The organism is Microbacterium psychrotolerans (assembly GCF_031085295.1).
In the GTDB taxonomy this organism is placed as follows: domain Bacteria; phylum Actinomycetota; class Actinomycetes; order Actinomycetales; family Microbacteriaceae; genus Microbacterium; species Microbacterium psychrotolerans.
In genome coordinates this window covers 19,909-43,778 of the sequence record NZ_JAVFWO010000006.1, presented here as the reverse complement: position 1 = coordinate 43,778, position 23,870 = coordinate 19,909, and the positions used below count along the sequence as shown (strand labels likewise).

The window sequence follows — 23,870 nt, the reverse complement described above, 5'->3', positions numbered from 1 at the left end:
CCGTTCGGGTCGGTCAGTCGCGGGCGTCGAGCGGGCCGCGGTCGGCGAGCTCGACATCCTGGTTGTAGCGGTACAGGCGCGCCGGGCGGTGGCTGCCGGTGCGGAAGCGGTCGGTGGGGATGAGGGTGCCGGAGTTCTCCACCTGGCGGCGGAAGTTCGCCGGGTCGAGCCGCCGCCCGAGGATCGCCTCGTACACCTCGCGCAGGTCTGCCAGGGTGAACTCGTCGGCGAGGAGGCCGTGTGCGATGCGGCTGTAGCCGACCTTGTTGCGCAGGCGCCACAGCGCGTACTCGACGATCTCGTTGTGGTCGAAGGCGAGCGAGGGCAGCGACGCCGCGTCGAACCACGAGACGTTCTCGACGGTGCTGTCGGTGATCTCGTCGGCGCGCAGCAGCGCCCAGTACACGATCGAGACGACGCGGGTGGGGGAGCGATCGACGGCGCCGAACGCATACAGCTGCTCGAGATAGCTCGGCGAGAGCCCGGTCGTCTCGCCGAGGGTGCGGGATGCCGCCGCGGCGAGACCCTCGGTCGCGTCGAGCCACCCGCCGGGGAGGGCCCACTGACCTTCGTGCGGATCCCGTGTGCGGCGCACGAGCGGGAGCACCACCTGGAACGCATCGCTGCCCGGCAGGCGGCGCAGCGTGAAGATCACCGTCGACACCGCCACGCGGATCGCGTCGGCGGGGGAGAGGGCTTCGGAGGCTGTTCTGGTCATAGTGACTCTAACTGTCGGTTCGATCATAGTGTCACCACGACCAGAAGCCAAACCGTCGCCGTAACGTGAGCGACCGACAGGCCCCTCGGTCGAACCGTTGTGAAGACGTGACGTGCTGACGGGGTCGGAGGGGTGCGAAGCGACGGGAATGTTTGTTAGGTTTACGTTCAAACATTTGTTAGGGCTCAGTACTTAATGAATGCCCCGGGTGCCCTCGCACTCCTCCCTGCAATGTCGCACGAGAGAAAGAACCAACGATGATTCGAAACGCGAAGCGCCGAGCGGCGCTCATCGCCGTAGCCGGGACAGCGATCCTCGGCATCGGCCTGTCGGGCTGCGCCGGTGGTGGCGGCGACGACGGCGGTGATTCCGACGGACGCACCCTCAGGGTCTGGGCCGGCAGCCAGACTCCCATCGAGGCCAACTTCAACCCCTTCTCGCCGAGCGTGCTGCACGCCGCACTCGGCCCGATCTACGAGCCGCTGTTCTTCTACAACAAGACGGCCGACGAGGCGCCCGCGCCCATGCTCGGCGAGAGCTTCGAGTACAACGAGGACGGCACCGTCATCACGGTGAAGCTCAAGGAGGGCGTGAAGTGGAACGACGGTGAGGACTTCACCGCCGAGGACGCCGCGTTCACGTTCAACTACGAGCCGAACCACCGCGACGGCCTCATCTCGGCCGAGGCGACGGACGACACGACCGTCGTGCTCACCTACGAGACGCCGCAGTTCACCAACGAGTTCCAGATTCTCGGCACCACCTGGATGCTGCCCGAGCACATCTGGTCGGAGGTCGACGACTACACGACGTTCACCGACGAGGAACCGGTCGGCACCGGTCCGTACGTCGTCGACAAGGTGACGGATGCCTCGTACACCGTCGTCGCGAACGACGACTTCCGCGACGAGGGCGTGCCCGCGATCAAGAAGGTGCAGTACATCGGCATCGACGCCAACCAGTCGGCGCAGGACCTGCTCACCGCCGGCGAGCTCGACTGGACCGGGATGTTCGTGCCGAACCCCGACTCGGTGACCGCCAACGGCGTGATCAGCATGCTGAACACGCCGCAGGACCCCACCGTGCTCTACACCTGCTCGAACGCTGACCTCGGCTGCACCGGTCCGCAGACCGACGTGGCCGTCCGACAGGCGCTCAACGTCGCGATCGACCGCGCCACGATCAAGGAGAAGGCGTTCGTCGGACTGACCGGCGACATCTCGCCCACCTTCGCGCTGCTGCCGCGCGACCAGAAGTGGGTCGCCGACCCCGCGAACGAGGTCAGCCCGCAGTCGCCCGACGCCGCGGCCGCCGGTGAGATCCTCGAGGCCGCCGGCTACGCGAAGGGCGGCGACGGCTTCTACGCGAAGGACGGCGCCCCGCTCGAGCTGAGCCTCGTCTCGGTGGACGGCTGGACCGACTACAACGACGCTGCCAAGCTCATCTCCGAGCAGGCGGCCGAGGCCGGCATCAAGGTCAACGCATCGACGGTGCAGTGGCAGGAGTTCTCGGACGCCCGCCAGACCGGGCAGTACCAGCTCATCATGGGCGGCGTCATCGGCACCTCCGTCGCCGACCCGTTCCAGATCTACAAGGACTGGTTCACCGGGGAGTCGACGTCGCAGGTCGGCCAGGAGGTTCCTACGGGTCGCTGGAACTTCAGCCGCTACGACAACGCCATCGTGAACGAGGCTGTCGCCGCGGCCGCCGCCACGGACGACGAGGCCGTCAAGCAGGAGGCGTACGCCGCCGTGCAGGCCGAGATCGTGCGCGACCTGCCGTACATCCCGCTGGTCATCAACGCCACCCAGACGTTCTTCAACACGAAGGACTTCACGGGCTGGCCGACCGAGGACGACCTGTACGCCTTCCCGCCCGCCTGGGGCTCGGTCGCGTCCGGCTACGTCCTCCAGCACCTGGAGCCGGTGAAGTAATGCAGAACCGGGCAGAGGCCGCGGCACGGAGGAGCAGGCCGCAATGAAGTTCTATGCGCGGCGGATCGCGTTCTATGTGGTGACACTGTGGGCGACGATCTCCCTCAACTTCCTCCTGCCGAGGCTTCTGCCCGGTGATCCCGCCGACATCCTCCTCGCGAAGATGCAGCGGGCGGGCGGCGAGCTCAACGAGACGACCGTCCGCAACATCAAGGCCCTGCTCGGCGGCGACTCGTCGTCGATGTGGGAGCAGTACGTCGCGTACTGGGGCCGGATGCTCCAGGGCGACCTGGGCGTCTCGGTCACGAAGTACCCGACCCCGGTGACCGAGCTCATCGCCGCGGCGCTGCCGTGGACGGTCATCCTGGTGGGCCTCGCCACCGTCATCTCGTTCGTGCTCGGCGTCGGCATCGGCGCCTGGGTGGGCTGGCGGCGCGGCACCTGGGTCGATCACCTCGTGCCCTTCACGACCGTGCTGCAGTCGATCCCGTACTTCTGGCTGGCGCTGGTGCTGGTCGCGATCTTCTCGGTCGCGCTCGGCATCTTCCCGATCTTCGGCGGCTACGACGTCTGGGAGTTCCCGGACGGCCCGGAGTGGAGCTGGGACTTCATCGGCAGCGCGATCTATCACGGGTTCCTCCCGGCCCTCACCATCGTCCTCAGCTCGGTCGGCGGGTGGCTGCTCGGCATGCGCAACATGATGGTCTCGACCGTGTCGGAGGACTACATCGTCACGGCCGAGGCCAAGGGGCTGAAGCCGATGCGCATCCTCCGCACCTATGCCACGCGCAACGCGGCGATCCCGTCCATCGCCGGCTTCAGCATCTCGCTCGGCTTCGTCGTGGCCGGCTCCATCGTGATGGAGCAGGTGTTCACCTACCCCGGCATCGGCAAGCTCATGATCCAGTCCGTGCAGAACAGCGACTATGCGCTCATGCAGGGCGTGTTCCTCGTGATCACGGTCGCCGTGCTCGCGGCGAACTTCATCATGGACATCGTCTACGGATTCATCGACCCGAGAGCGCGTCACAATGTCTGAGAGGGTCGAAGTGACCGAACCGTCGACCAGCGATCTCGAGAGCGCCCCCGAGACGCTCTCCGATCGCACCATCGACCCTGCCATCGTCGCCCCCGGCGCGCTCATGACGCCGCCCGTCGACGCCGAGGTGATCGCGGCCCGGGACGAGGCGTCCGCCGCCCGGCGCGGCATCCGGCAGCTCCTGCCGCGGATGTCGCTCAAGCTCGCACTCGGCCTCATCATCGTCGCCGGGATCGTGCTCTTCGGCATCCTCGGGCCGCTGTTCTGCCAGGACCCGATGGACTCCGACAACCCGGCGCTGTCCCCGCCGAGCCCAGAGCATCTCCTCGGCACGACGAAGCTGGGCTACGACGTCCTGGCCCAGCTGGCGTGGGGCACCCGAGGGTCGCTCATGGTCGGCATCACCGCGGGCATGATCGCGCTCATCCTGTCGATCGTCTTCGGCATCATCGCCGGCTACAAGGGCGGCTGGTGGGACGAGATCCTGTCGCTGTTCACCAACATCATGCTCGTCATCCCCGGCCTGCCCCTCGTCATGGTGATCGCCACCTACATCCCTGGCCGGAGCTGGATGCTGGTGGCCGTCGTCCTCGGCATCACCGGGTGGGCCGGCTCGGCGGTCGTCCTCCGGGCGCAGGCGCGCTCGCTGCGGTCACGTGACTATGTCGCCGCGAGTCGCGTGGCGGGGGAGAAGACGACGCGCATCATCCGCGTCGAGATCCTGCCCAACCTGCTGCCCCTCCTCGCCGCCCAGTTCCTGTTCGCGATCATCTTCGCCATCCTCGGCGAGGCAGGCCTGTCGTACCTCGGACTCGGACCCACCGGATCCATCACCTGGGGCACGATGCTCAACGACGCGCAGACGGGGCAGGCGCTCGGGACCGGCGCCTGGTGGTGGTTCGTTCCGCCCGGGCTGATGATCGCGCTGCTCGGCGCCGGTCTGTCGCTGATCAACTTCTCGATCGACGAGATCATCAACCCCAAGCTCCGGCTCGCCCCGGAGAACGCGCGGCGCGTGCGCAAGGCGAAGCGCGCCGGACGCGGCGTCGAGTCGATCCGCACCCCGAACGGAGCCGAGGCATGAACCGCGATGCCGTCCTCACGGCGAGGAACGTGTCGATCGAGTACGAGGTCGACCCGCCGGTGAAAGCCGTGCGCGACGTGTCCCTCACATTGAACCGGGGCGAGATCCTGGGGCTCGCCGGCGAGTCGGGCTGCGGCAAGTCCACGCTCGCGTACGGGATCAACCGGCTGCTGAAGCCGCCGGCGCTGATGACATCCGGCGAGATCGTGTTCCACGACCGGTCTGGCGAGGACATCGACGTCGTCGGACTCGCCGAAGAGGAACTGCGCCGCTTCCGGTGGGACAAGGTGTCGATGGTCTTCCAGGGTGCGATGAACTCGCTGAACCCGGTCATCAACGTCCGCGCCCAGCTGTTCGACGTCTTCACCACGCACCGCCCGGAGATGTCCAAGCGCGAGAAGCAGCGGCGCAGCGAGGAGCTGCTCGAGCTCGTGGGCGTCGACCCGAAGCGGCTGTCGAGCTTCCCGCACGAGCTGTCGGGCGGCATGCGCCAGCGCGTCATGATCGCGATGGCGCTCGCCCTCGACCCGCAGGTCATGATCATGGACGAGCCGACGACCGCGCTGGACGTCGTGGTGCAGCGCGGCATCATCCGCGAGATCATGCGCCTGCGCGAGCGGCTCGGATTCGCCGTGATCTTCATCACCCACGACCTGCCCATGCTCATCGAGATCAGCGACCGCATCGCCGTCATGCTGCAGGGTGGGATCGTCGAGCTCGGCACCGCCACAGAGATCTATCGCGACCCGCAGCACGAGTACACCAAGAAGCTGCTGTCGAGCTTCCCGAGCCTCCGCGGCGACCGGGGCGACTTCGTGCGCACCGGCACGCAGCCGGTCTCGGCGACACCGGGCTCGGCCGAGGCCGCCGTCCCGCTCGAAGGAGGACGCGCATGAGCGCTCAGCAACCCACCGCGCGCGGTCAGCGGACACTCGAGGCCCGCAACCTCGTCAAGGACTTCCGGCTCCGCAGCGGTCTGAGCTTCTCCACCCTCCACGCGGTGAAGGACGTGTCGTTCACGCTCGAGGCCGGTCGCACGATCGCGCTGGTGGGGGAGTCCGGCTCGGGGAAGTCCACGATCGCCAAGATGCTGGCACGCCTCGAGAATCCGACCAGCGGGCAGATCCTGCTGGACGGCAGACCGGCGGGCAACCGCAGTCGCGAGGTCGCGGCCTACCGGGGCGACGTGCAGATGGTGTTCCAGGACCCGTTCGCGTCGCTCAACCCGTTCCATTCGATCGAGCATCACCTCGAGCGTCCGCTGCGCATCCACAACCCGGGGATGGGCAAGGCGGAGGTGCGCCGCCGCGTGCTCGAGCTGCTCGACCGGGTGCGCCTGACGCCGACCGACAAGATGGCGGAGCGCCGCCCGCACGAGCTGTCGGGCGGTCAGCGCCAGCGCGTCGCGATCGCGCGGGCTCTCGCGCCCGGAGCGCAGTTCATCATCGCCGACGAGCCCGTCTCGATGCTCGACGTGTCGATCCGACTCGGCGTGCTGAACCTGCTCGCGCAGCTGCAGCGCGAGGACCATCTGGGCGTGCTCTACATCACCCACGACCTCGCGACAGCTCGGCACTTCTCCGACGACATCCTCGTGATGTATCGCGGCGACATCGTCGAGCGGGGGCCGGCCGACACGGTCATCCTCGACCCGCAGCAGGACTACACGCGGACGTTGCTGGGTGCCGCACCCGACCCCGAGAACCAAGGGATGCTGCGCGATGAGGTGCGCAGGGAGCTCGCGGCGAAGCAGTCCTGACGCACCACCCGCGTCCGCTTCCCGACACGCCGCGCAGGCGCCGTCGGGGCCGTTCTCCCAGGCACGATGCGTAGCCTGTCGAGACGGGTCCTGACGGCGGAAGGGGTGGGGATGATCGTCGTCGACGTGCTGATCGTCCTCCTCCTTGTGGCCGCGTGCATCGGCGGGGTCCAGCGGGGCTTCTTCGCCAGCATCGGCACGCTCGCCGGGCTCGCGGCGGGTGCGTTCGCGGCCTACTGGCTGACCCCGCTGGTGAGCACGTGGGTGCCCTCGCCCGTCTGGCGCGGCCCCGCCGTGCTCGTCACCGCGATCGGCCTCGTCTTCGCCGGTGCCGCGATCGGCGCCGCCATCGGCTCGGCGCTGCGCTCCGGCGCGGACCGGCTCAAGCTCCGCGGCATCGAGCGCTTCCTCGGCGGCATCGCCTCCGTGCTCGCCGCGATCCTCGCCCTCGCCTTCGTCGCCCCTGCGATCGCCGTCGCCGGCATCCCGGTCGTGTCAGCCGCCGTCGCCTCGTCGAACATCCTGCGCGGGATCGAGGCGGCCACGCCCGACCCCGTCGCGGCGGCACTGGCCCAGCTGCGCGGCGCGGTGCTCAACGACAGCCTGCCGGGCCTCGGTCAGCTGCTCGGCCCCGGGACGGTGGATCCCGCGCCGCCGGTGGCCCTGGACGATCCGGAGCTGCAGCGGGCCGCGGCATCCGTCGCCCGCGTGTCGGGCAACGCGTACGCCTGCGGGCGCGGATCGGCCGGGAGCGGGTTCGTCATCGCCGAGGACCGCGTCGTCACGAACGCCCATGTCGTCGCCGGCGTCGACACCCCGATCGTCGAGCTGCCGGGCGTGGCGGCGCGCGAGGGACGCGTCGTCTACTTCGATCCGGTCGACGACCTCGCCGTGATCGCGGTGGACGACCTGGGCGCCGACGTCCTGCCGTTCTCGCCGACGCTCGCCCCCGGTGACGCGGCTGCCGTTCAGGGCTACCCCTACGGCGGGCCGTTCACGATGGTCCCGGCGGGGGTGGAGTCGGTGGGTACCGCGAACGTGCCCGACGTGTACGACGAGTCGTGGAATCCGCGCGAGATCTATGCGCTCGACGCCGTCGTGCGGCCGGGCAACTCGGGCGGCCCGCTGCTGACCGACGACGGAGCGGTGGCGGGCGTCGTCTTCGCGCGCGCCGAGAACGACGAGAACCTCGGCTACGCGATGACGATGGCCGAGCTCGATCCCGTCGCGGCGCGCGCGCCGTCGCTCTCGAACACCGTGTCGACGGGGTCCTGCGTCGGCTGACGGCCGTGACCGCTATGCTTGCTGCGCAAGTCAATACGGCCCATCACCCGGGCGGGAGAGCCTCGGCAGCGCGATCGCCGAGCACCGAAGGAGCAAGCCTCCCCGCCAATCTCTCAGGTACCGCGTACCGTTCGGGCAGGCCGACTCTGGAAAGCGATTGCGAGCGAAGCTCGCACATCCGCCGACGGTGAAAGCAGGATGCCCCGCATCCGGCGAAGCTCTCAGGCCCATGACAGAGGGGGAGTTCACAGACGTCGATCGGCGTCTGCCCGTCCGCGACCGGGAGAACTCATGACAGAACTCCGCACGACTGCCTTGCACGACCGCCACGAGACGCTCGGCGCCTCGTTCACCGACTTCGGCGGCTGGCTCATGCCGGTGCGCTACAGCTCGGATCTCGCCGAGCACCACGCGGTGCGCACGGCGGCCGGCCTCTTCGACATCTCCCACATGGCCGAGTTCGGCGTCGAGGGTCCGCAGGCCGGGGCGTTCCTCGACTACGCCCTGGCCGGCGCCATCTCGCCGATGCGCGTGGGTAAGGCGAAGTACTCGCTCGTGCTCGACGACTCGGGCGGCATCATCGACGACGTGATCGTGTACCGCATCACCGAACGCCGCTTTCTCATCATCGCCAACGCGGGCAACCGGGATGCCGTCGGCCGCGCGTTCGCCGCGCGCATCGAGGGGTTCGACGCCGAGCTCGACGACCACACGGACGACATGTCGCTGATCGCCGTGCAGGGCCCGGTCGCGCGGGCCGTCGTGGAGGCGACCGCCGGCATCGCCGACGTGGTGCCTTCCTTCGCGGACCTCGGCTACTACGCGTGGTCGTCCGGATCGTTCGATGACGCGCCACTGTTCGTGGCCCGCACCGGCTACACCGGCGAAGACGGCTTCGAGCTGCTGATCCCGAACGCCGCCGCGCCGGCGCTCTGGGATGCGCTGCTCGCCGCCGGCGAGCCGCTCGGACTTGTTCCGGCGGGTCTCGCGGCGCGCGACACGCTGCGCCTGGAGGCCGGGATGCCGCTCTACGGCCACGAGCTCTCACGCGACATCGTGCCCGCACAGGCCGGGCTCGGCCGCGTCGTGGCGGCCGACAAGGACGACTTCGTCGGCAAGGCCGGCCTCGCGGCGGTCGTGACGCCCGATGCCCCGGTGCTCGTCGGTCTCACCTGCGAGGGCCGGCGCGCGGGACGTGCCGGTTACGCCGTGTTCGACGGGACCGACGCGGACACCCCCGTCGGCGAGATCACCAGCGGCGCGCTGAGCCCGACCCTGGGGCATCCCATCGCGATGGCCTTCGTCTCGCCGGCGGCGAGCGCGCCCGGCACTGCCCTCTTCATCGACGTGCGGGGCACCCGCATCCCCGCGACCGTGACCGAACTGCCCTTCTACCGGAGGAACAAATGACCGACCTCACCGCCCTCAAGTACACCGCCGAGCACGAGTGGGTCGCCCTCGACGGCGACGTCGCGACCGTCGGCATCACCGCATACGCGGCCGACAAGCTCGGCGACGTCGTGTTCGTCGAGCTGCCCGCCGTGGGCAGCAACGTGACCGCGGCCACCGTCGTCGGCGAGATCGAGTCCACCAAGTCCGTCGGCGAGCTCTACGCGCCGCTGACGGGCGAGGTCGTCGAGGTCAACGACGCCGTCGTCGACGACCCGTCGCTCGTGAACGCCGATCCGTTCGGTGCCGGCTGGCTCGTCAAGCTCACGGTCGACCCGGCGGCGGTCGCCGACCTGCTCGACCGCGACGCGTACATCTCGCTCACGGGCGGCGACGAATGACGGGTCTTTTCGTCGATCGCCACATCGGGACGGATGCCGCGGCCCAGCGCACGATGCTCGATGCGCTGGGCTACGACAGCGTCGACGCGCTCGTGCGGGCGGCGGTGCCGGCATCCATCCATGCCAAGGCGCGCTCGACGAGCGACATCCCGCCGGCGGCGACGGAGGCCGAGGCGCTCGCCGAGCTGCGGACGCTGGCGTCGCAGAACCGCACCGCCCGGCCCATGATCGGCCTCGGCTACGCGGACACGATCACTCCGTCGGTGATCGCGCGCAACGTGCTCGAGAACCCGTCCTGGTACACCGCGTACACGCCGTACCAGCCCGAGATCTCGCAGGGGCGCCTGGAGGCGCTCATCAACTTCCAGACGATGGTGACGGACCTCACGGGCCTCGCCACCGCGAACGCGTCGATGCTCGACGAGTCGACCGCTGTCGTCGAGGGCATGCTCGTCGCGCGCCGGGGCTCGAAGTCGCCGTCGAACGTCTTCGTCGTCGACACCGACACGATGCCGCAGACGAAGGCGCTCCTGGCTCATCGCGCGGCGGCGGTCGGCATCGAGCTCGTCGAGCTCGACCTCGCCCACGGCGCGCTGCTCGAGAACGCTGCCGGTGAGCCCCTCGAACCCTTCGGCGTGCTGATCCAGTACCCGGGCGCCTCGGGCAACGTCTGGGACCCGGCGGGCGTCGTCGACGCGGCTCACCTGACGGGCGCGCTCGTCGTCGTGGCCGCCGACCTCCTCGCGCTCACGCTGCTGCGCTCGCCCGGTTCGTTCGGGGCCGACGTCGCGGTGGGCACGACGCAGCGCTTCGGCGTGCCTCTCGGCTTCGGCGGACCCCACGCCGGCTACATGGCCGTGCGCCAGGGACTCGAGCGCCAGCTGCCCGGACGCCTCGTCGGCGTCTCTCAGGATGCCGCGGGGCACCCCGCGTACCGCCTCGCGCTGCAGACGCGCGAGCAGCACATCCGCCGTGAGAAGGCGACGTCGAACATCTGCACCTCGCAGGTGCTGCTCGCCGTGATGGCCTCGATGTATGCGGTGTACCACGGCCCCGACGGCCTGCGCGCGATCGCGACCGACGTGGCGAGAAAGACGGGGGCGCTCGCCGCGCGGCTGCGCTCGTACGGCCTGTCGCTGCGCTCCGACGCGTTCTTCGACACCATCCGGGTCGCGACGCCGGGTGCGTCGCGACGGGTGATCGAGCGCGCCCGCTCGCGCGGCTACCAGCTCTTCTGGGCGGACGACGCGACGGTCGGAGTGTCGGTCGACGAGACCACCACTGCCGACGACCTCGCGGCCGTGGCGTGGGCCTTCGGCCTCCCCGAGGACGAGTTCCTCGGTGCCGGCGAGCAGGGCGAGCGCACGCTCCCGTGGGCGGATGCCGAGCCGCTCGCCGGCGTCCCGTCGGGACTGCACCGCGTCGAGGAGTTCCTCACGCACCCGGTGTTCAACACGCACCGGTCCGAGACGGCCATGATGCGCTACCTCAAGCAGCTCTCCGACCGCGACTACGCGCTGGACCGCGGAATGATCCCGCTGGGCTCGTGCACCATGAAGCTCAACGCCGCCACCGAGATGGCGGCGGTGTCGTGGCCCGAGTTCTCGCGCGTGCATCCGTTCGCGCCCGAGGCCGACGTGCACGGCTACCTCGCGCTCATCGAGCAGCTGGAGGTCTGGCTCGCCGAGGTCACCGGCTACGACGCGGTCTCGCTGCAGCCCAACGCCGGCTCACAGGGCGAGCTGGCCGGGCTCATGGCCATCCGCGGCTACCACCGCGCCAACGGCGATCAGGGGCGCACGGTCTGCCTCATCCCGTCGTCGGCGCACGGCACCAACGCCGCCTCCGCCGTGCTCGCCGGCATGCGCGTCGTCGTGGTCGCGTGCGACGACGCCGGCAATGTCGACCTCGACGACCTCCGCGCGAAGATCGCGACGCACGCGGACGAGCTTGCCGCGCTCATGATCACGTACCCGTCGACCCACGGCGTGTACGAGCACGACGTGCTCGACATCACGCAGGCCGTGCACGACGCGGGCGGCCAGGTCTACATCGACGGCGCGAACCTCAACGCGCTGCTCGGCTACGCCCGGTTCGGAGATCTCGGCGGGGATGTCTCGCACCTGAACCTGCACAAGACGTTCGCCATCCCGCACGGCGGCGGCGGCCCCGGCGTCGGCCCGGTCGCCGCGAAGGCGCACCTCGCGCCCTACTTGCCGAGTCACCCGTTCTCGCAGCGCAGGGACCACGCCGGCGGCGTCTTCGACGGCGGACCGATCTCCGCCGCCCCGCACGGTTCGGCCGGCATCCTGCCGATCTCGTGGGCCTACGTGAGGATGATGGGCGCCGAGGGCCTGCGCGACGCGACCGCCGCGGCGGTGCTCGCGGCCAACTACATCGCCGTACGCCTGCGCGAGCACTACCCCGTGCTCTACACCGGCAAGGACGGCCTCGTGGCGCACGAGTGCATCCTCGATCTGCGGCCGCTGCGCGAGGCGACCGGGATCACGGTCGACGACGTCGCCAAGCGGCTCATCGACTACGGCTTCCACGCCCCGACGATGTCGTTCCCGGTCGCGGGCACGCTCATGGTCGAGCCGACCGAGTCGGAGGACCTCGGCGAGATCGAGCGCTTCATCGAGGCGATGATCGCGATCAAAGCCGAGGCCGAGCGCGTCGCGGCGGGGGAGTGGCCCGCCGACGACAACCCGCTGGTGAACGCCCCCCACACCGCCGAGTCCGTCGTGGCCGGCGAGTGGAGCCACCCGTACTCGCGCGAGACCGCCGTGTACCCCGTGCACACGCTGGTCCGCACCAAGTACTGGCCGCCGGTGCGCCGCATCGACCAGGCCTACGGCGACCGCAACCTCGTGTGCGCGTGCCCGCCCATCGAGGCCTTCGCCTGACGACCCCGAGCGACGGGATGCCGGTGCCCCCGGCACCCCGTCGCCCCGTCCTTGCGGGTGCGGCGCCGTGAGCCGGCGCGCGGGCGCCCCGGTGTCAACGACCCGCGAGAGTACATCTGACGGCCGACGGGTAGGGAAGCGACCGACCTCTCGGCGAGCAGCAGTACTCTCGCGGCGCTGTGCAGCGGCGGCGCGGCGCGGGGGGCGCGGCGGCGGCCGCGGCGGGGGGGGGGGCGGGGGGGGGGGGGGGGGGGGGGGGGGGGGGGGGGGGGGGGGGGGGGGGGGGGGGGGCTGGGGGGGGGGGGGGGGGGGGGGGGGGGGGGGGGGGGCGGGGGGGGGGGGGGGGGGGGGCCGCCCCCCCCCCCCCCCCACCGCTGGTCGGGTGGGGCCTCAGCCCCCGATGGCGGCCTTCGCGCTGGCCACGCCGGTCTCCCAGGCGTCGGCCGGAGCGACGTTGCCGGCCTGCATGTCGACGAGCGCGTTGAGCAGGGCTCCGCCGATCGCGCTGGTGTCCGGGCCGTTGTAGAACGAGTTGAACTGCAGCACGGACTCGCTGATGGTGGCGCCGATGGGCGAGTCGCCGAAGAACGGGTCGGTGTAACCCTTCACCTCGTCGCTCTCGAGCGCCGCCTCGGCCGCCGGGAACGTTCCGGTCTGCGCGAAGTGCTCGGTCTGACCTTCCGGCGACAGCATCGTCTCGATGTACTGCCACGCCGCAGCCTTGTTGTCGGCACGGGCGGGGATGGCGATGACGCTGCCGCCCCAGTTGCCGCCGACGCCCGGGATCGACGCGATCCGCCAGTCGCCTTCCGTCTCGGGGGCGTCGTTCTTGAGTCCGGACAGGATCCATGACGGCGCGGTGGTCACCGCGAAGGCGCCGTTGGCCTTGCCCGGTGCCCAGCCCGACGACCATGCCGGGATGTTGGCGCTGATTCCGGCGTCGTACGCGCGCACGGCGACGTCGAACGCCTCCTCGACCTGCGGGTTGGTGTCGAAGATGAGCTCTCCGTCCGGGGAGTAGTACTTCTCCGTGACCTGGTTGACGGTGGAGAAGAACACCGACGTCTCGACGTTGTCGACGAACGGCTGGCCCGTGGCGGCCGTGTACTTCTCGCCCATGGCGATGAAGTCGTCCCACGACGACCACATCTGCGCGACCTCGGCCGGATCGGTCGGCAGGCCGGCCGCTTCGAAGAGATCGGCACGGTAGGCGAAGCTCAGGCCGCCCACATCGGTGGGGATGCCGATCAGCGAGCCGTCATCGGCCGTGGCGGCGTCGACCGCCCAGTCCAGGTAGTCGTCGCCGACATCGTCGCCGCCGAGCGTGCGCAGGTCGACGAAGTTGCCCGGGTTCTCGACGAACTTGGGGAGATCGTCGTTCTGGATCATGACGAGATCGGGGACGCGGCCACCGGCGAGCGCGGCGGTCAGCGCGGTGGCGGTCTCGGTCGTGCTGCCGACCTCCGACAGCTTCACCTTGGCGTCGGGCATCTCCTCGAGGTAACGATCCACCGAGTCCTTCTGACCGATGCCGGTGAATGACCAGAACTCGAATTCGGCGTCGGGATCATCGGAGCCGGAGCCCGATCCTCCCGAGCATCCGGACAGCACCAGCGCGAGTGCGCCGACTGCTGCGATGGGCAGGGCCAGTTTGCGACGGTTCACAACAGCTCCTCTTCTTCGGGGACATGTGGCTGCGGGAGGTTTGGCTCCGTTGTTGAGAGATCGATCTCTCAGCAACGGTCACAGTAGCCGCCCAACCCCACTCGCGGCAACCCTGCGACGAATTTCCGGGTGTGCGCTCGTCGTAGCGAGCGTTCCCACCGAGCCGGAATCTCGCGTTCAGCCCGCAGAACGACCCTTGCCCATGCAATGATGGAACGGGCGAGAGAACGATCTTCGCCTTCACGTCCACGCTCACGGGGGGAGCTATGGTCCGACCCACCATCGTCGACGTCGCGCAGGCCGCTGGGGTCTCCCGCGCGACGGCCGCCCGCGTGCTCGCCGGCGCGACGAATGTCGACACCGCGATGGCGGCGGCCGTCGAGCGCGAGGCGCGGCGGCTGGGCTACGAGACGAACTTCGCCGCGCGAGTCCTGCGTGGCGGACGCGCCGGGGCGATCGGTCTGGTGATCGCGTTCGACGAGCTCGGAAGCCTGAGCGGCACGTTCTTCACCGCCGTGCTGAAAGGCGCCGCCAAGGGACTGTCGGCGGGCGAGGTGCAGCCCGTCCTCCTTCCCGCCGACCATGAGGACCTCGACCGGATCCCCCGGTTCCTGCGGTCCGGTGCCCTCGACGGCGCGATCGTGATCCTGCAGCACGAGATCACGCACCTGGTCGAGCGGCTCGCCGACTCCCCCGTGCCCATCGCGTGGGTGGGTCGCCCTCACGCCGACATCGGTCCGGATCCGATCGTCATCGATTCCGACAACTACGGCGGCGGCGTGCTGGCAGCGCGCGCGCTCATCGAGGCGGGCCGCCGCTCGATCGGCATCATCACCGGCCCTCTCGATCTGGAGCAGGCACGCGAGCGCACCCGCGGCTGGACCGACGAGCTCGCTCGACACGGCCTGACGCCCGGGCCCATCGTGCACGGCGACTTCACGCTTGACAGCGGCACCGCCGCCATGGCCCGACTGCTGCAGCGAGCCCCCGATCTCGATGGCATCTTCGCGTCATCCGACCTCATGGCCGCAGGCGCCATCCGCGTGCTGCAGGCGGCCGGACGCCGCGTTCCGACCGACGTCTCGGTCGTGGGGTTCGACGACGTCCTCATCGCGAGCACGTCCGATCCGCCGCTGACGACGGTGCGTCAGCCGCTCGAAGAGATGGGACGGGCTGCGGCCGACACGCTGCTCGCCACCATCCGGGGCCTGCCCACGGAGAAGGTCCAGGTGCTGCCGACGTCGATCGTGCGGCGGGAATCGCTCTGAGCGTGTTCCCGTCGCGCACCCCGCCGATCCGCACCGTCGGCGGTCACGAGGGGGAGGACGTGTTCACGACGGCCTCGGCCGCTCCCACCTGGGAGGACGGCCTCATCACCGGCAGCGCGGGACCGGGCCGACAGGCGGGGTGCGCAGCCCCACGTACACTTGTCCCTCGTGACTGAACGCGTTCTCGTCAACCAGCTCAAGGGCCTCGCCGACGGCCCCGTCTCCGTCTCCGGATGGGTCGAGACCGTCCGCGACCAGAAGAAGGTGCAGTTCGTCATCCTTCGCGACGAGACCGGGGCGGTGCAGCTGGTCAATCCGGCGACCCGGCCGGCCGAGGACGGTTCGGAACAGGATGCCGGTGCGCTGGCCCTCACCGACCTCATCTCGAACCTCGCGACGGGCACCTTCCTGACGGTCACCGGTGAGCTCAAGCATGACGAGCGCGTCAAGCTCGGCGGCGTCGAGATCAAGATCGGCGCGCTGGACATCGCCGCCGCCGCCCTCCCGGAGACGCCGATCGCCGCCGACAGCGGCATGGACAAGCGGATGGACTGGCGCTTCCTCGACCTCCGCCAGCGCCGCAACAACCTCATCTTCCGCGTGCAGACCACGCTCGAGCACGCCTTCCGCTCCTACTGGATCGAACGCGACTACATCGAGGTGCATTCGCCGAAGCTCATGGCCTCGGCATCCGAGTCCAACGCGGAGCTCTTCTCGCTCGAGTACTTCGGCGACCAGACGGCCTACCTGGCGCAGTCGCCGCAGTTCTTCAAGCAGATGGCGCAGGTCGCCGGGTTCGGCAAGATCTTCGAGATCGCCCCCGCATTCCGCGCCGACCCGTCGTTCACCTCGCGTCACGCGACCGAGTTCACCTCCGTCGACGCGGAGATCAGCTGGATCGACTCGCACGAAGACGTCGCCCGCATGCAGGAGGAGCTTCTGCAGACGGCGTTCCAGGTGGTCAAGGACAAGCACGGCGCAGAGATCGAGGAACTGTTCGGCCTCGAGGTGCAGGTGCCCGCCATCCCGTTCCCGCGCATCCCGCTCGCTGAGGCGCGCGAGATCGTGAAGAGCCGCGGCTACGACATCCCCCGTACCGACGGCGACCTCGACCCCGAGGGCGAGCGCCAGATCTCGGCGTACGTCGAGGAGACCTACGGCCACCAGTTCGTCTTCATCACCGACTACCACCCCGAGATCCGCGCTTTCTACCACATGCGCGACGAGGAGACCGGGCTCACCAAGTCGTACGACCTGCTGTTCAAGGGCGTCGAGATCACCACCGGCGCGCAGCGCGAGCACCGCGTCGACGTGCTCATCGAGCAGGCCAAGGAGAAGGGTCTCGGAGCCGAGCACCTCGACTTCTACTTCGACTTCTTCCGCTACGGCGCCCCGCCCCACGGCGGGTTCGGCATGGGTCTTGCCCGCGTGCTGATGCTGCTGCTCGGCGAGTCGTCGATCCGCGAGGTGACGTATCTCTTCCGGGGCCCGACGCGCCTCGCCCCCTGACCTCCCGACGCGCTCGGCGCCCTGATCGGTGGAGAGGGAGCGGGGACCGTCGACGGCGATGCGTCCGCGGTCCTCGTCCACTGCGCGGCGGGCAAGGACCGCACGGCGTCGCCGTCGCGCTCCTGCTCGGAGCCCTCCGCGCGCGCCTCGCCGGCTGAGCCGCGGCATCCTGGTCGAGTCTTCGACGCCCGCCGCTCCTCAGCTGAGGGACGTGATCGGCCCGAGCGATACGACGTCAACGTCCTCATCTGATGGCCAGAGCCAGAATGCTGTCAGCGCGCGGTGCTGAGCGCCGCGCGCAGGCGATCGGGTGACACACGCCAGTGGCCGTGCAGCTCCCCGTCGATGAGCACCACGGGGATCTTCTCCCACCACAGCGCGTAGAGCGCGGGGTCTTCGGCGATCGAGAGCTCCTCGACGTCGACGGCGTCCTCGGGCAGCTCGGCGACGACCGTCTCGACGACCTCGCGAGCGACGTCGCACAGGTGGCAGTCCGGCTTGCCGATGAGGGTGATGGTGGTCACGCGGACTCTGCCGTCACGCCTCGACCGGGTAGCCGGCGGCGATCCACTCGTTCGTGCCGCCGTCGACGTTGGTCGCGTCGTATCCGCGCGCCGCGAGGGCCTCGACCACGCGGCCCGAACGGCCTCCGACCGCGCAGATGACGTCGAACGCCCCGTCGGGCAGCTCGTCGAGCCGGCCGCCGATCGCCGACATCGGGATGTTGACGGCTCCGGGCACGTGCCCGGCGGCGAACTCGTCGACCTCGCGCACGTCGATGAGCGGGGTGTCGGCACGCTCACGCAGCTGCTGAACGGTGATGGACTTCATGTCGGCCTCTCGGGTCGCGGACTCCGCCGGGCGGAGCAGGGCATACACGAAGCGCCCGTCCGAAGACAGGCGCTTGGTGCGGATGCCGCTTACTTCTTGTTGCGGCGCTGGTGGCGAGTCTTGCGAAGCAGCTTGCGGTGCTTCTTCTTCGCCATGCGCTTGCGGCGCTTCTTGATGACAGAACCCACGGAAAACCTCACTATGTCGGGGTCTGGGCGCGGCGTGTGCGGCGCCCGGGAACGAGCAATTACGAAAAATGCCTCGGATCAGTCTAGCCGACGTCGGCGATCGGCCGTTGCAGGGCCTCGGTGACTGCGGACTCGGGGACCCGGTAGCTGCGTCCGAAGCGCACAGCCGGCAGCTCGCCGGAGTGCACCAGGCGGTACACCGTCATCTTCGACACACGCATGAGCTCGGCGACCTCGGCGACCGTGAGGAAGCGCACATCGGACAGTTCGGCCATGTCGATTCCTTCCCCAGGAGTGCTGCACACACTCTAGAACGCGCGGGACCGGCGTGTAAACACGGTGCGTGTGTGAACCGCTGTGACTTCTGTGGCCCGTGAGGCCGGCTTCACGCCTCGGTGCGCTGGCGCGCCTTTCGGTCGCGCGCTTCGCGTGCCGCCTGCCGTTCGAGCTTGTGCGCGGCGCGCAGCGCCTTCTCGGCCTCGCGCACGGCTTTGCGTGCCTCGCGGAACTTCTTGTCGTCGGCGATGTCGGCGTCATCCAGGGCGGCCCACGGCCGACCTTCGTCGTGGCGCCCCTCCTCCGCCGCGGCGATGTAGTCGCTCACGCCTTCGAGGCCGCGGGCGAGCGCGAACGAGAACGGATCCGACTCGTCGAGGAAGACGCCGGCTTCGATCGCCGCCCGCAGCTCGGGGTACGCGTCCGCTGTGATGAGCGCCCGGAACATGGCGTCCTCGTTGCGGGCGATGGACTGCTCGTCGAGACCCTGTTCGCGCTGCACCCGTGCGTATCCCGCCAGGATCGACCCGGCCCAGTGGGACGTGCCGGTGACGAGCAGCATGACGGCCAGCCGCTCCGAGTACGAGAGGGGGGTGCCGGCGAGCGCGCTCAGTCCGGCATCCATCCAGGCGGCGCTGTTGGGCGTGGCCGGGACCCCCGAGATCGGGATGTCGAGCACCCAGGGATGCGTCAGATAGTGCTGCAGCTGCTCGCGGTACAGCGCTTCGAGTCGCTCGCGCCAGCCGCCGGCAGTCCGGGTCGCCTCCGATGGAACGCCGGTCGCCTCCTCCTGCATCAGCAGGATGAGGTCCTCCTTCGCAGTGACATAGCGGTACAGCGACATGGGAGTGAAGCCGAGCCGCGCGGCGACGGCGGCCATGGACACCGCCCCCAGGCCCTCGGCATCCGCGATCTCGATCGCCGCCTCGACGATGCGCTCGACGCTCATCTCCCGCTTGGGCCCACGCTGAGGATTGGCGGCCACTCCCCATGCCAGGGCGATGCCTCGCGGAAGCTCGGGCTCGATCGCATCGGTCATGGCGTCAGTCTAGGTCTGTTTATCTCGTAAACAGTGTGTTACCGTCATAAACAGTTATCGCTGTAAACAGTTTCTGTTGTACACGAATCTCGGAAGGATGTCCCATGCCCGACCGCACCGCTCCACCGGTCATCGTCATCACGGGCCTCGCCAAAGCCTTCGGGCGCCGGCGGGTGCTCGACGGACTCGATATCGAAGTCGCCCGCGGCGAGGTCTTCGCCCTTCTCGGCCCGAACGGCGCCGGCAAGACCACGACCATCAACGTGCTCACCACACTCGTCCAGCCCGACGCGGGCACCGCGACTGTCGCGGGCATCGATGTCGCGCGCGATCCCGAGCAGGTCAAGCGCCGCATCAGCCTCACCGGGCAGTCGGCGGCCGTCGACGATGCGCTCACGGGGACCGAGAACGTCGTCATGCTGGGCCGTCTGTCGGGGCTGTCACGGCGTGCCGCACGTGCGCGCGCCGCCGAGCTGCTCGAGCGCTTCGGAATGACGGATGCCGCAGCCCGCCGCGTCGGCACCTACTCGGGCGGCATGCGACGACGCCTCGACCTCGCGCTCAGCTTCGTCGTCGCGCCCGAGGTGCTCTTCCTCGACGAGCCGACGACCGGCCTCGACACCCGCAGCCGTCGGGAACTGTGGGACGTCATCCGCTCCCTCGCCGACGCGGGGACCACCGTCTTCCTCACGACGCAGTACCTCGAGGAGGCCGACCACCTCGCTGACCGCATCGCCGTGCTCGACGGCGGGCGCGTCGTCGCCACCGGGACCGCCGCCGACCTCAAGGCGCGCATCGGCGGCGACGCCGTGGAGCTGCACGACGTCCACGGCGCCCTGCTGCGCGAGGTGCCGACCGACGGCTCCGTGTCAGGGCTCCGGAGCGCGCTCGACGTCCTCGACGAGTCGGGAGCCGAGGGCGTCGTGACGCTGCGGCGACCGAGCCTCGACGACGTCTTCCTCGCCCTCACCTCGCCCGACGGCCACGGTGAGCGCGCTCGTGCGCGCACGGCCACCGCATCCGACACCGCCAAGGAGCTCGCATGACCACGCTCGCCCCCGCCCCAGCTCTCACCCCTGGCCCCGCGCTGCGCCCCCGGATCTCGGGCCTCACCGCCGAGAGCGTGTTCGTCGGCCGCAGCCTCCTTCATTCGCTGCGCGACGGCGAGTCGCTGCTCATGGCGATCATGCTGCCGGTCCTGCTGATGGTGCTGTTCACGTACGTGTTCGGCGGAGCGATCGATCCGTCCGGCGGATATGTGAACTACGTCGTGCCCGGCATCATCCTGCTGTGCGCCGGCTTCGGTGCGGCATCGACGGCGGTGTATGTCGCCAACGACATGAAGGCCGGGATCATCGACCGCTTCCGGACGATGCCGCTGCGCGCCAGCGCGGTACTCACCGGCCACGTCGTCGCGAGCCTGCTGCGCAATCTCCTGGCCACCGCCGTCGTCATCGGCGTGGCGCTCCTCGTCGGGTTCCGCCCGACCGCCGATGTGTGGGGCTGGATCGGGGCCATCGCCCTCATCGCGCTGTATATCCTCGCGATCACGTACCTCTTCGCGGCCATCGGCCTCGCCGCCGGCAGCCCCGAAGCGGCGAGCAGCTACGGGTTCATCATCCTGTTCCTGCCATACCTGTCCAGCGCGTTCGTGCCGGTCTCGACGATGCCCGAGTGGCTGCAGTGGGTGGCGGAGAACCAGCCGGTGACCCCGATCATCGAGGCGCTGCGGAGCCTCTTGATGGGAACGCCGATGGGCGATGCCGGATGGTGGGCCGCCGGCTGGTGCGCGGCGATCCTCGTGGTCTCGTTCGTCTGGGGCGCATGGCTGTTCCGCCGCAAGGCCGGGCGCCGCTGACCCCGCGGGCGCTTCGACAGGCTCAGCGACCGAGGACCGTCCTGAGCCTGTCGAGGGGCGGTCCGTGAGCCTGTCGAAGGGTCAGCGGCCGGGAAGGCGCTTGAACGCGTTCTCGAGGGCGTGCTTGGCCGAGGCTGCGGCCCGCCCGACGACTTCGGCCGCGTGGGCGGCGGAGTCGGGCAGCGCCACGGCGACCCCGTCGCCGGCCTCGCCGCCGTCGCCGTCGAGGAACGGCACGAGCCAGTCGTCGACCTCGTCCAGCGGCGCGGCCGAGAGGCTGTAGTAGCGGTGCTGGCCCTCCTCGCGCACCGAGACCAGGTGCGCGTCGCGCAGCACCTTGAGGTGCTTCGAGACCGTCGGCTGGCTGGCGCCGAGCTCGGTGACGATGTGCGACACGCTGGTGCCGCGTTCTCCGGCGGATGATCGATCGAGCAGCAGTCGCAGGATGTCGCGACGTGTTCCGTCCGCGATCACGTCGAAGATGTCCGCCATGTGCTCAGATTAGTCGGGAGCCCCGCGGAGTACCATGAGCAACAACCGGCCCCCCAACCGAATCACAGGTGCTGGGTTCACGAAGCCCGCACGCACCAGGAGGACCCGTATGACGGATGGCAGGCGCGCCGCCCCCGTCATGGGCATGGGCCGCCTGCGTGCACTCGGTCACGCGTTCATGGAGTTCTTCCGTGACCTGACGCAGCGCTCCCCCGCCCGGTTCGCGATCCTCATCTTCCTGTCGCTGATCCTGCTGTTCACAGGACTCTTCTCGCTTCCCCTCGCCGCGGCCGACGGTGAGGTGACTCCATTCGCCGACGCCTTCTTCACCGCGGTGTCGACGATCTGCGTCACCGGGCTCGCGACCGTCGACATGGCCACCCACTGGTCGGCGTTCGGTCACGTGCTGGTCTTCGTCGGCGTGCAGATCGGCGCGCTCGGCGTGCTGACGCTGGCCTCCATCCTCGGCCTCGTGATCTCGCGGCGGCTGGGGCTGCGCGCGAAGCTCATCGCGGCGAGCGACTCCAATCCCCTGCGCACCCACGGCGGCCCGGTCAACGAGGGTCAGACCGTGCAACTGGGCCAGATCGGCAGCCTGCTCGCGACTGTGGCGTTGTCGACCCTCGTCATCGAGGGGATCATCGCGATCCTCCTGTTCCCGGGACTGCTTGTCGCCGGCGTGCCCTGGAACGTCGCACTCTGGGAGGCGCCGTTCTACGCCGCGATGGCGTTCACGAACACCGGGTTCACGCCGAACGCCGACGGCCTCGAGCCTTTCCGTCACGACTACTTCTTCCTGACGGTGCTCATGGCCGGTGTCTTCCTCGGCTCCATCGGCTTCCCCGTGATCTACACGCTTCTCCGGGAACGCTGGAGGGTGCGGCGGTGGTCGCTGCACGCGAAGCTCACCATCATCACGACAGTGATGCTGTTCTTCCTCGGCGGCGTCGTCTTCCTCGTCCTCGAGTACGACAACCTCCTCACCCTCGGCACGAAGGACGCGTGGGACACGACGTTCCAGGCGTTCTTCTTGTCCGCGATGACGAGATCCGGCGGCTTCGCCATCCTCGACATCGGAGAGCTGAATCAGTCGAGCCTGCTGGTCGCCTGCATGCTCATGTTCGTCGGCGGCGGCTCGGCATCGACGGCCGGCGGCATCAAGGTCACGACTCTGGCGGTCATCGCGCTCGCGGTCGTCTCCGAGGCGAAGGGCCGCGCGTCCAACCAGGTGTTCGGCCGCCGCATCCCCAGCGACGTCCTGCGCGTCGCGCTTTCGGTCGTGGCGTGGGGATCCACGATCGTCGCGCTGTCGACCATCATCATCACCCAGATCACGAAAGCGGACCTCGGAGACGTGCTCTTCGACGTCATCTCCGGCTTCGCGACCGTCGGGCTGTCGACCGGCCTCACCGAGACGCTCCCGGATCCGGCTGTGTATGTGCTGGCGATCACGATCGTCATGGGTCGCGTTGGTACAGTGACTCTCGCCGCGGCGGTAGCCGCGTCAACGCGTTCGCAGCTGTACTCGCTGCCTGTGGAAAGGCCGATCGTTGGTTGAGCGGATGAGGGGCGATGCGCCCGTTCTCGTGATCGGACTCGGTCGCTTCGGCGCCGCCTGCGCGGGTGAGCTCGATCGGCTCGACCGCGAGGTGCTCGCGATCGACGACAACCTCGACCTGGTGCAGAAGTGGTCGGAGCGTGTCACCCACACCGTGCAGGCCGACGCCCGCAACATCGACGCGCTCAAACAGATCGGCGCGCAGGATTTCTCCGTCGCAGTCGTGGCCGTCGGCTCGTCGATCGAGGCGTCGGTGCTCATCACCGCCAACCTGGTCGACCTGAAGGTGCCGCAGATCTGGGCGAAGGCGGTGTCCCAGTCGCACGGCAAGATCCTCGCCCGCGTCGGCGCGAACCACGTCATCTACCCCGAGCGGGAGGCGGGCGAGCGCGTCGCCCACCTCGTCAGCGGCCGCATGCTGGACTTCATCCGCTTCGACGACGACTTCGCCCTCGCCAAGCTGTATCCGCCGAAGTTCATCCGCGGTGTAGGCCTCAACGAATCCGGGGTTCGCACCAAGTACAACGTCACCGTGGTGGGCGTGAAGAGCCCGGGCAAGCCCTTCCGCTATGCGGAGGCGAACACCGTGGTGACCAACCACGACCTGATCATCGTGTCGGGCACCAACTCCGACATCGAGCGCTTCGCCTCGCTGGAGCGCTGACGCGGCCC

General features: G+C 69.4%; 23 protein-coding genes and 2 riboswitches. Of the genes, 15 read left to right on the top strand and 8 right to left on the bottom strand.

Going from position 1 to position 23,870, the window contains the following annotated elements:
• Window positions 1-13: 13 nt before the first annotated feature.
• A complete protein-coding gene (locus tag Q9R08_RS17800; protein ID WP_308869506.1) occupies window positions 14-718 on the bottom strand; it encodes an NUDIX hydrolase in 705 nt (234 codons plus the stop codon).
• 257 nt (window positions 719-975) lie between these two features.
• On the opposite strand from Q9R08_RS17800, the gene Q9R08_RS17795 reads away from it, so the two are divergent.
• The 9 genes from Q9R08_RS17795 (at window position 976) to gcvP (ending at window position 12,514) form a co-directional block, all read left to right on the top strand.
• Complete coding sequence (locus Q9R08_RS17795; RefSeq protein WP_308869505.1) at window positions 976-2,652, top strand: ABC transporter substrate-binding protein; 1,677 nt, start codon at window positions 976-978, stop codon at window positions 2,650-2,652.
• Between the two features lie 43 nt (window positions 2,653-2,695).
• A complete protein-coding gene (locus Q9R08_RS17790; RefSeq protein WP_308869504.1) occupies window positions 2,696-3,691 on the top strand; it encodes an ABC transporter permease in 996 nt (331 codons plus the stop codon).
• A 103-nt stretch (window positions 3,692-3,794) separates the two neighbouring features.
• Window positions 3,795-4,775, top strand: coding sequence for an ABC transporter permease (locus Q9R08_RS17785; RefSeq protein WP_308869707.1), 981 nt, complete (start codon window positions 3,795-3,797; stop codon window positions 4,773-4,775).
• Window positions 4,772-5,671, top strand: coding sequence for an ABC transporter ATP-binding protein (locus tag Q9R08_RS17780; protein ID WP_308869501.1), 900 nt, complete (start codon window positions 4,772-4,774; stop codon window positions 5,669-5,671). The genes Q9R08_RS17785 and Q9R08_RS17780 overlap by 4 nt, the downstream gene beginning before the upstream one ends.
• Window positions 5,668-6,534 carry an ABC transporter ATP-binding protein gene (locus Q9R08_RS17775; RefSeq protein ID WP_308869500.1) on the top strand — a complete coding sequence of 289 codons (867 nt, stop codon included), beginning with the start codon at window positions 5,668-5,670 and terminating at the stop codon, window positions 6,532-6,534. Before Q9R08_RS17780 ends, Q9R08_RS17775 begins: the two co-directional genes overlap by 4 nt.
• A gap of 111 nt (window positions 6,535-6,645) precedes the next feature.
• Window positions 6,646-7,818, top strand: coding sequence for a MarP family serine protease (locus Q9R08_RS17770; protein ID WP_308869498.1), 1,173 nt, complete (start codon window positions 6,646-6,648; stop codon window positions 7,816-7,818).
• A gap of 42 nt (window positions 7,819-7,860) precedes the next feature.
• A riboswitch (glycine riboswitch) is annotated at window positions 7,861-7,958 on the top strand.
• Between the two features lies 1 nt (window position 7,959).
• A riboswitch (glycine riboswitch) is annotated at window positions 7,960-8,061 on the top strand.
• A gap of 48 nt (window positions 8,062-8,109) precedes the next feature.
• Window positions 8,110-9,228 carry a glycine cleavage system aminomethyltransferase GcvT gene (gene gcvT, locus Q9R08_RS17765; protein ID WP_308869497.1) on the top strand — a complete coding sequence of 373 codons (1,119 nt, stop codon included), beginning with the start codon at window positions 8,110-8,112 and terminating at the stop codon, window positions 9,226-9,228.
• A complete protein-coding gene (gcvH, locus tag Q9R08_RS17760) occupies window positions 9,225-9,608 on the top strand; it encodes a glycine cleavage system protein GcvH (protein ID WP_308869496.1) in 384 nt (127 codons plus the stop codon). Before gcvT ends, gcvH begins: the two co-directional genes overlap by 4 nt.
• A complete protein-coding gene (gene gcvP, locus Q9R08_RS17755) occupies window positions 9,605-12,514 on the top strand; it encodes an aminomethyl-transferring glycine dehydrogenase (protein ID WP_308869495.1) in 2,910 nt (969 codons plus the stop codon). Before gcvH ends, gcvP begins: the two co-directional genes overlap by 4 nt.
• A gap of 390 nt (window positions 12,515-12,904) precedes the next feature.
• Here the strand turns inward: gcvP and Q9R08_RS17750 are convergent, their stop codons facing one another.
• Window positions 12,905-14,179: an ABC transporter substrate-binding protein gene (locus Q9R08_RS17750; RefSeq protein WP_308869494.1), complete on the bottom strand. Its 1,275-nt coding sequence runs from the start codon at window positions 14,177-14,179 to the stop codon at window positions 12,905-12,907.
• 266 nt (window positions 14,180-14,445) lie between these two features.
• Between Q9R08_RS17750 and Q9R08_RS17745 the strand changes: the two genes are divergently transcribed.
• Both Q9R08_RS17745 and aspS read left to right on the top strand, forming a co-directional pair.
• Window positions 14,446-15,447 carry a LacI family DNA-binding transcriptional regulator gene (locus Q9R08_RS17745; RefSeq protein ID WP_308869493.1) on the top strand — a complete coding sequence of 334 codons (1,002 nt, stop codon included), beginning with the start codon at window positions 14,446-14,448 and terminating at the stop codon, window positions 15,445-15,447.
• A gap of 168 nt (window positions 15,448-15,615) precedes the next feature.
• Window positions 15,616-16,956, top strand: a complete 1,341-nt coding sequence (gene aspS, locus Q9R08_RS17740; protein ID WP_308869492.1) for an aspartate--tRNA(Asn) ligase — start codon at window positions 15,616-15,618, stop codon at window positions 16,954-16,956.
• A 272-nt stretch (window positions 16,957-17,228) separates the two neighbouring features.
• Here the strand turns inward: aspS and Q9R08_RS17735 are convergent, their stop codons facing one another.
• From Q9R08_RS17735 to Q9R08_RS17715, 5 genes are all read right to left on the bottom strand, one after another.
• Window positions 17,229-17,480 carry a glutaredoxin family protein gene (locus Q9R08_RS17735; protein ID WP_308869491.1) on the bottom strand — a complete coding sequence of 84 codons (252 nt, stop codon included), beginning with the start codon at window positions 17,478-17,480 and terminating at the stop codon, window positions 17,229-17,231.
• Window positions 17,481-17,493: 13 nt separating this feature from the next.
• Window positions 17,494-17,787 carry a rhodanese-like domain-containing protein gene (locus Q9R08_RS17730; RefSeq protein ID WP_308869490.1) on the bottom strand — a complete coding sequence of 98 codons (294 nt, stop codon included), beginning with the start codon at window positions 17,785-17,787 and terminating at the stop codon, window positions 17,494-17,496.
• A gap of 89 nt (window positions 17,788-17,876) precedes the next feature.
• The gene (locus tag Q9R08_RS17725) at window positions 17,877-17,975 is read right to left on the bottom strand and encodes a 30S ribosomal protein bS22 (protein ID WP_003792170.1); all 99 of its coding nucleotides are present in this window, start codon (window positions 17,973-17,975) and stop codon (window positions 17,877-17,879) included.
• A gap of 83 nt (window positions 17,976-18,058) precedes the next feature.
• Window positions 18,059-18,250 (bottom strand): helix-turn-helix domain-containing protein, encoded by a 192-nt coding sequence (locus tag Q9R08_RS17720; RefSeq protein WP_163618319.1) that lies wholly within the window; start codon window positions 18,248-18,250, stop codon window positions 18,059-18,061.
• 110 nt (window positions 18,251-18,360) lie between these two features.
• Window positions 18,361-19,290: a TetR/AcrR family transcriptional regulator gene (locus Q9R08_RS17715; RefSeq protein WP_308869489.1), complete on the bottom strand. Its 930-nt coding sequence runs from the start codon at window positions 19,288-19,290 to the stop codon at window positions 18,361-18,363.
• 104 nt (window positions 19,291-19,394) lie between these two features.
• On the opposite strand from Q9R08_RS17715, the gene Q9R08_RS17710 reads away from it, so the two are divergent.
• Both Q9R08_RS17710 and Q9R08_RS17705 read left to right on the top strand, forming a co-directional pair.
• Window positions 19,395-20,336, top strand: coding sequence for an ATP-binding cassette domain-containing protein (locus tag Q9R08_RS17710; protein WP_308869487.1), 942 nt, complete (start codon window positions 19,395-19,397; stop codon window positions 20,334-20,336).
• Window positions 20,333-21,148, top strand: a complete 816-nt coding sequence (locus tag Q9R08_RS17705; RefSeq protein ID WP_308869485.1) for an ABC transporter permease — start codon at window positions 20,333-20,335, stop codon at window positions 21,146-21,148. The genes Q9R08_RS17710 and Q9R08_RS17705 overlap by 4 nt, the downstream gene beginning before the upstream one ends.
• Window positions 21,149-21,229: 81 nt before the next feature.
• Here Q9R08_RS17705 and Q9R08_RS17700 read toward each other — a convergent pair whose 3' ends face one another.
• Window positions 21,230-21,640 carry an ArsR/SmtB family transcription factor gene (locus Q9R08_RS17700; protein WP_308869483.1) on the bottom strand — a complete coding sequence of 137 codons (411 nt, stop codon included), beginning with the start codon at window positions 21,638-21,640 and terminating at the stop codon, window positions 21,230-21,232.
• A 145-nt stretch (window positions 21,641-21,785) separates the two neighbouring features.
• Here Q9R08_RS17700 and Q9R08_RS17695 point away from each other — a divergent pair, with 145 nt between their 5' ends.
• Window positions 21,786-23,198, top strand: coding sequence for a TrkH family potassium uptake protein (locus Q9R08_RS17695; RefSeq protein ID WP_418001375.1), 1,413 nt, complete (start codon window positions 21,786-21,788; stop codon window positions 23,196-23,198).
• A 4-nt stretch (window positions 23,199-23,202) separates the two neighbouring features.
• Window positions 23,203-23,862, top strand: coding sequence for a potassium channel family protein (locus Q9R08_RS17690; RefSeq protein ID WP_374226639.1), 660 nt, complete (start codon window positions 23,203-23,205; stop codon window positions 23,860-23,862).
• Window positions 23,863-23,870: the final 8 nt, after the last annotated feature.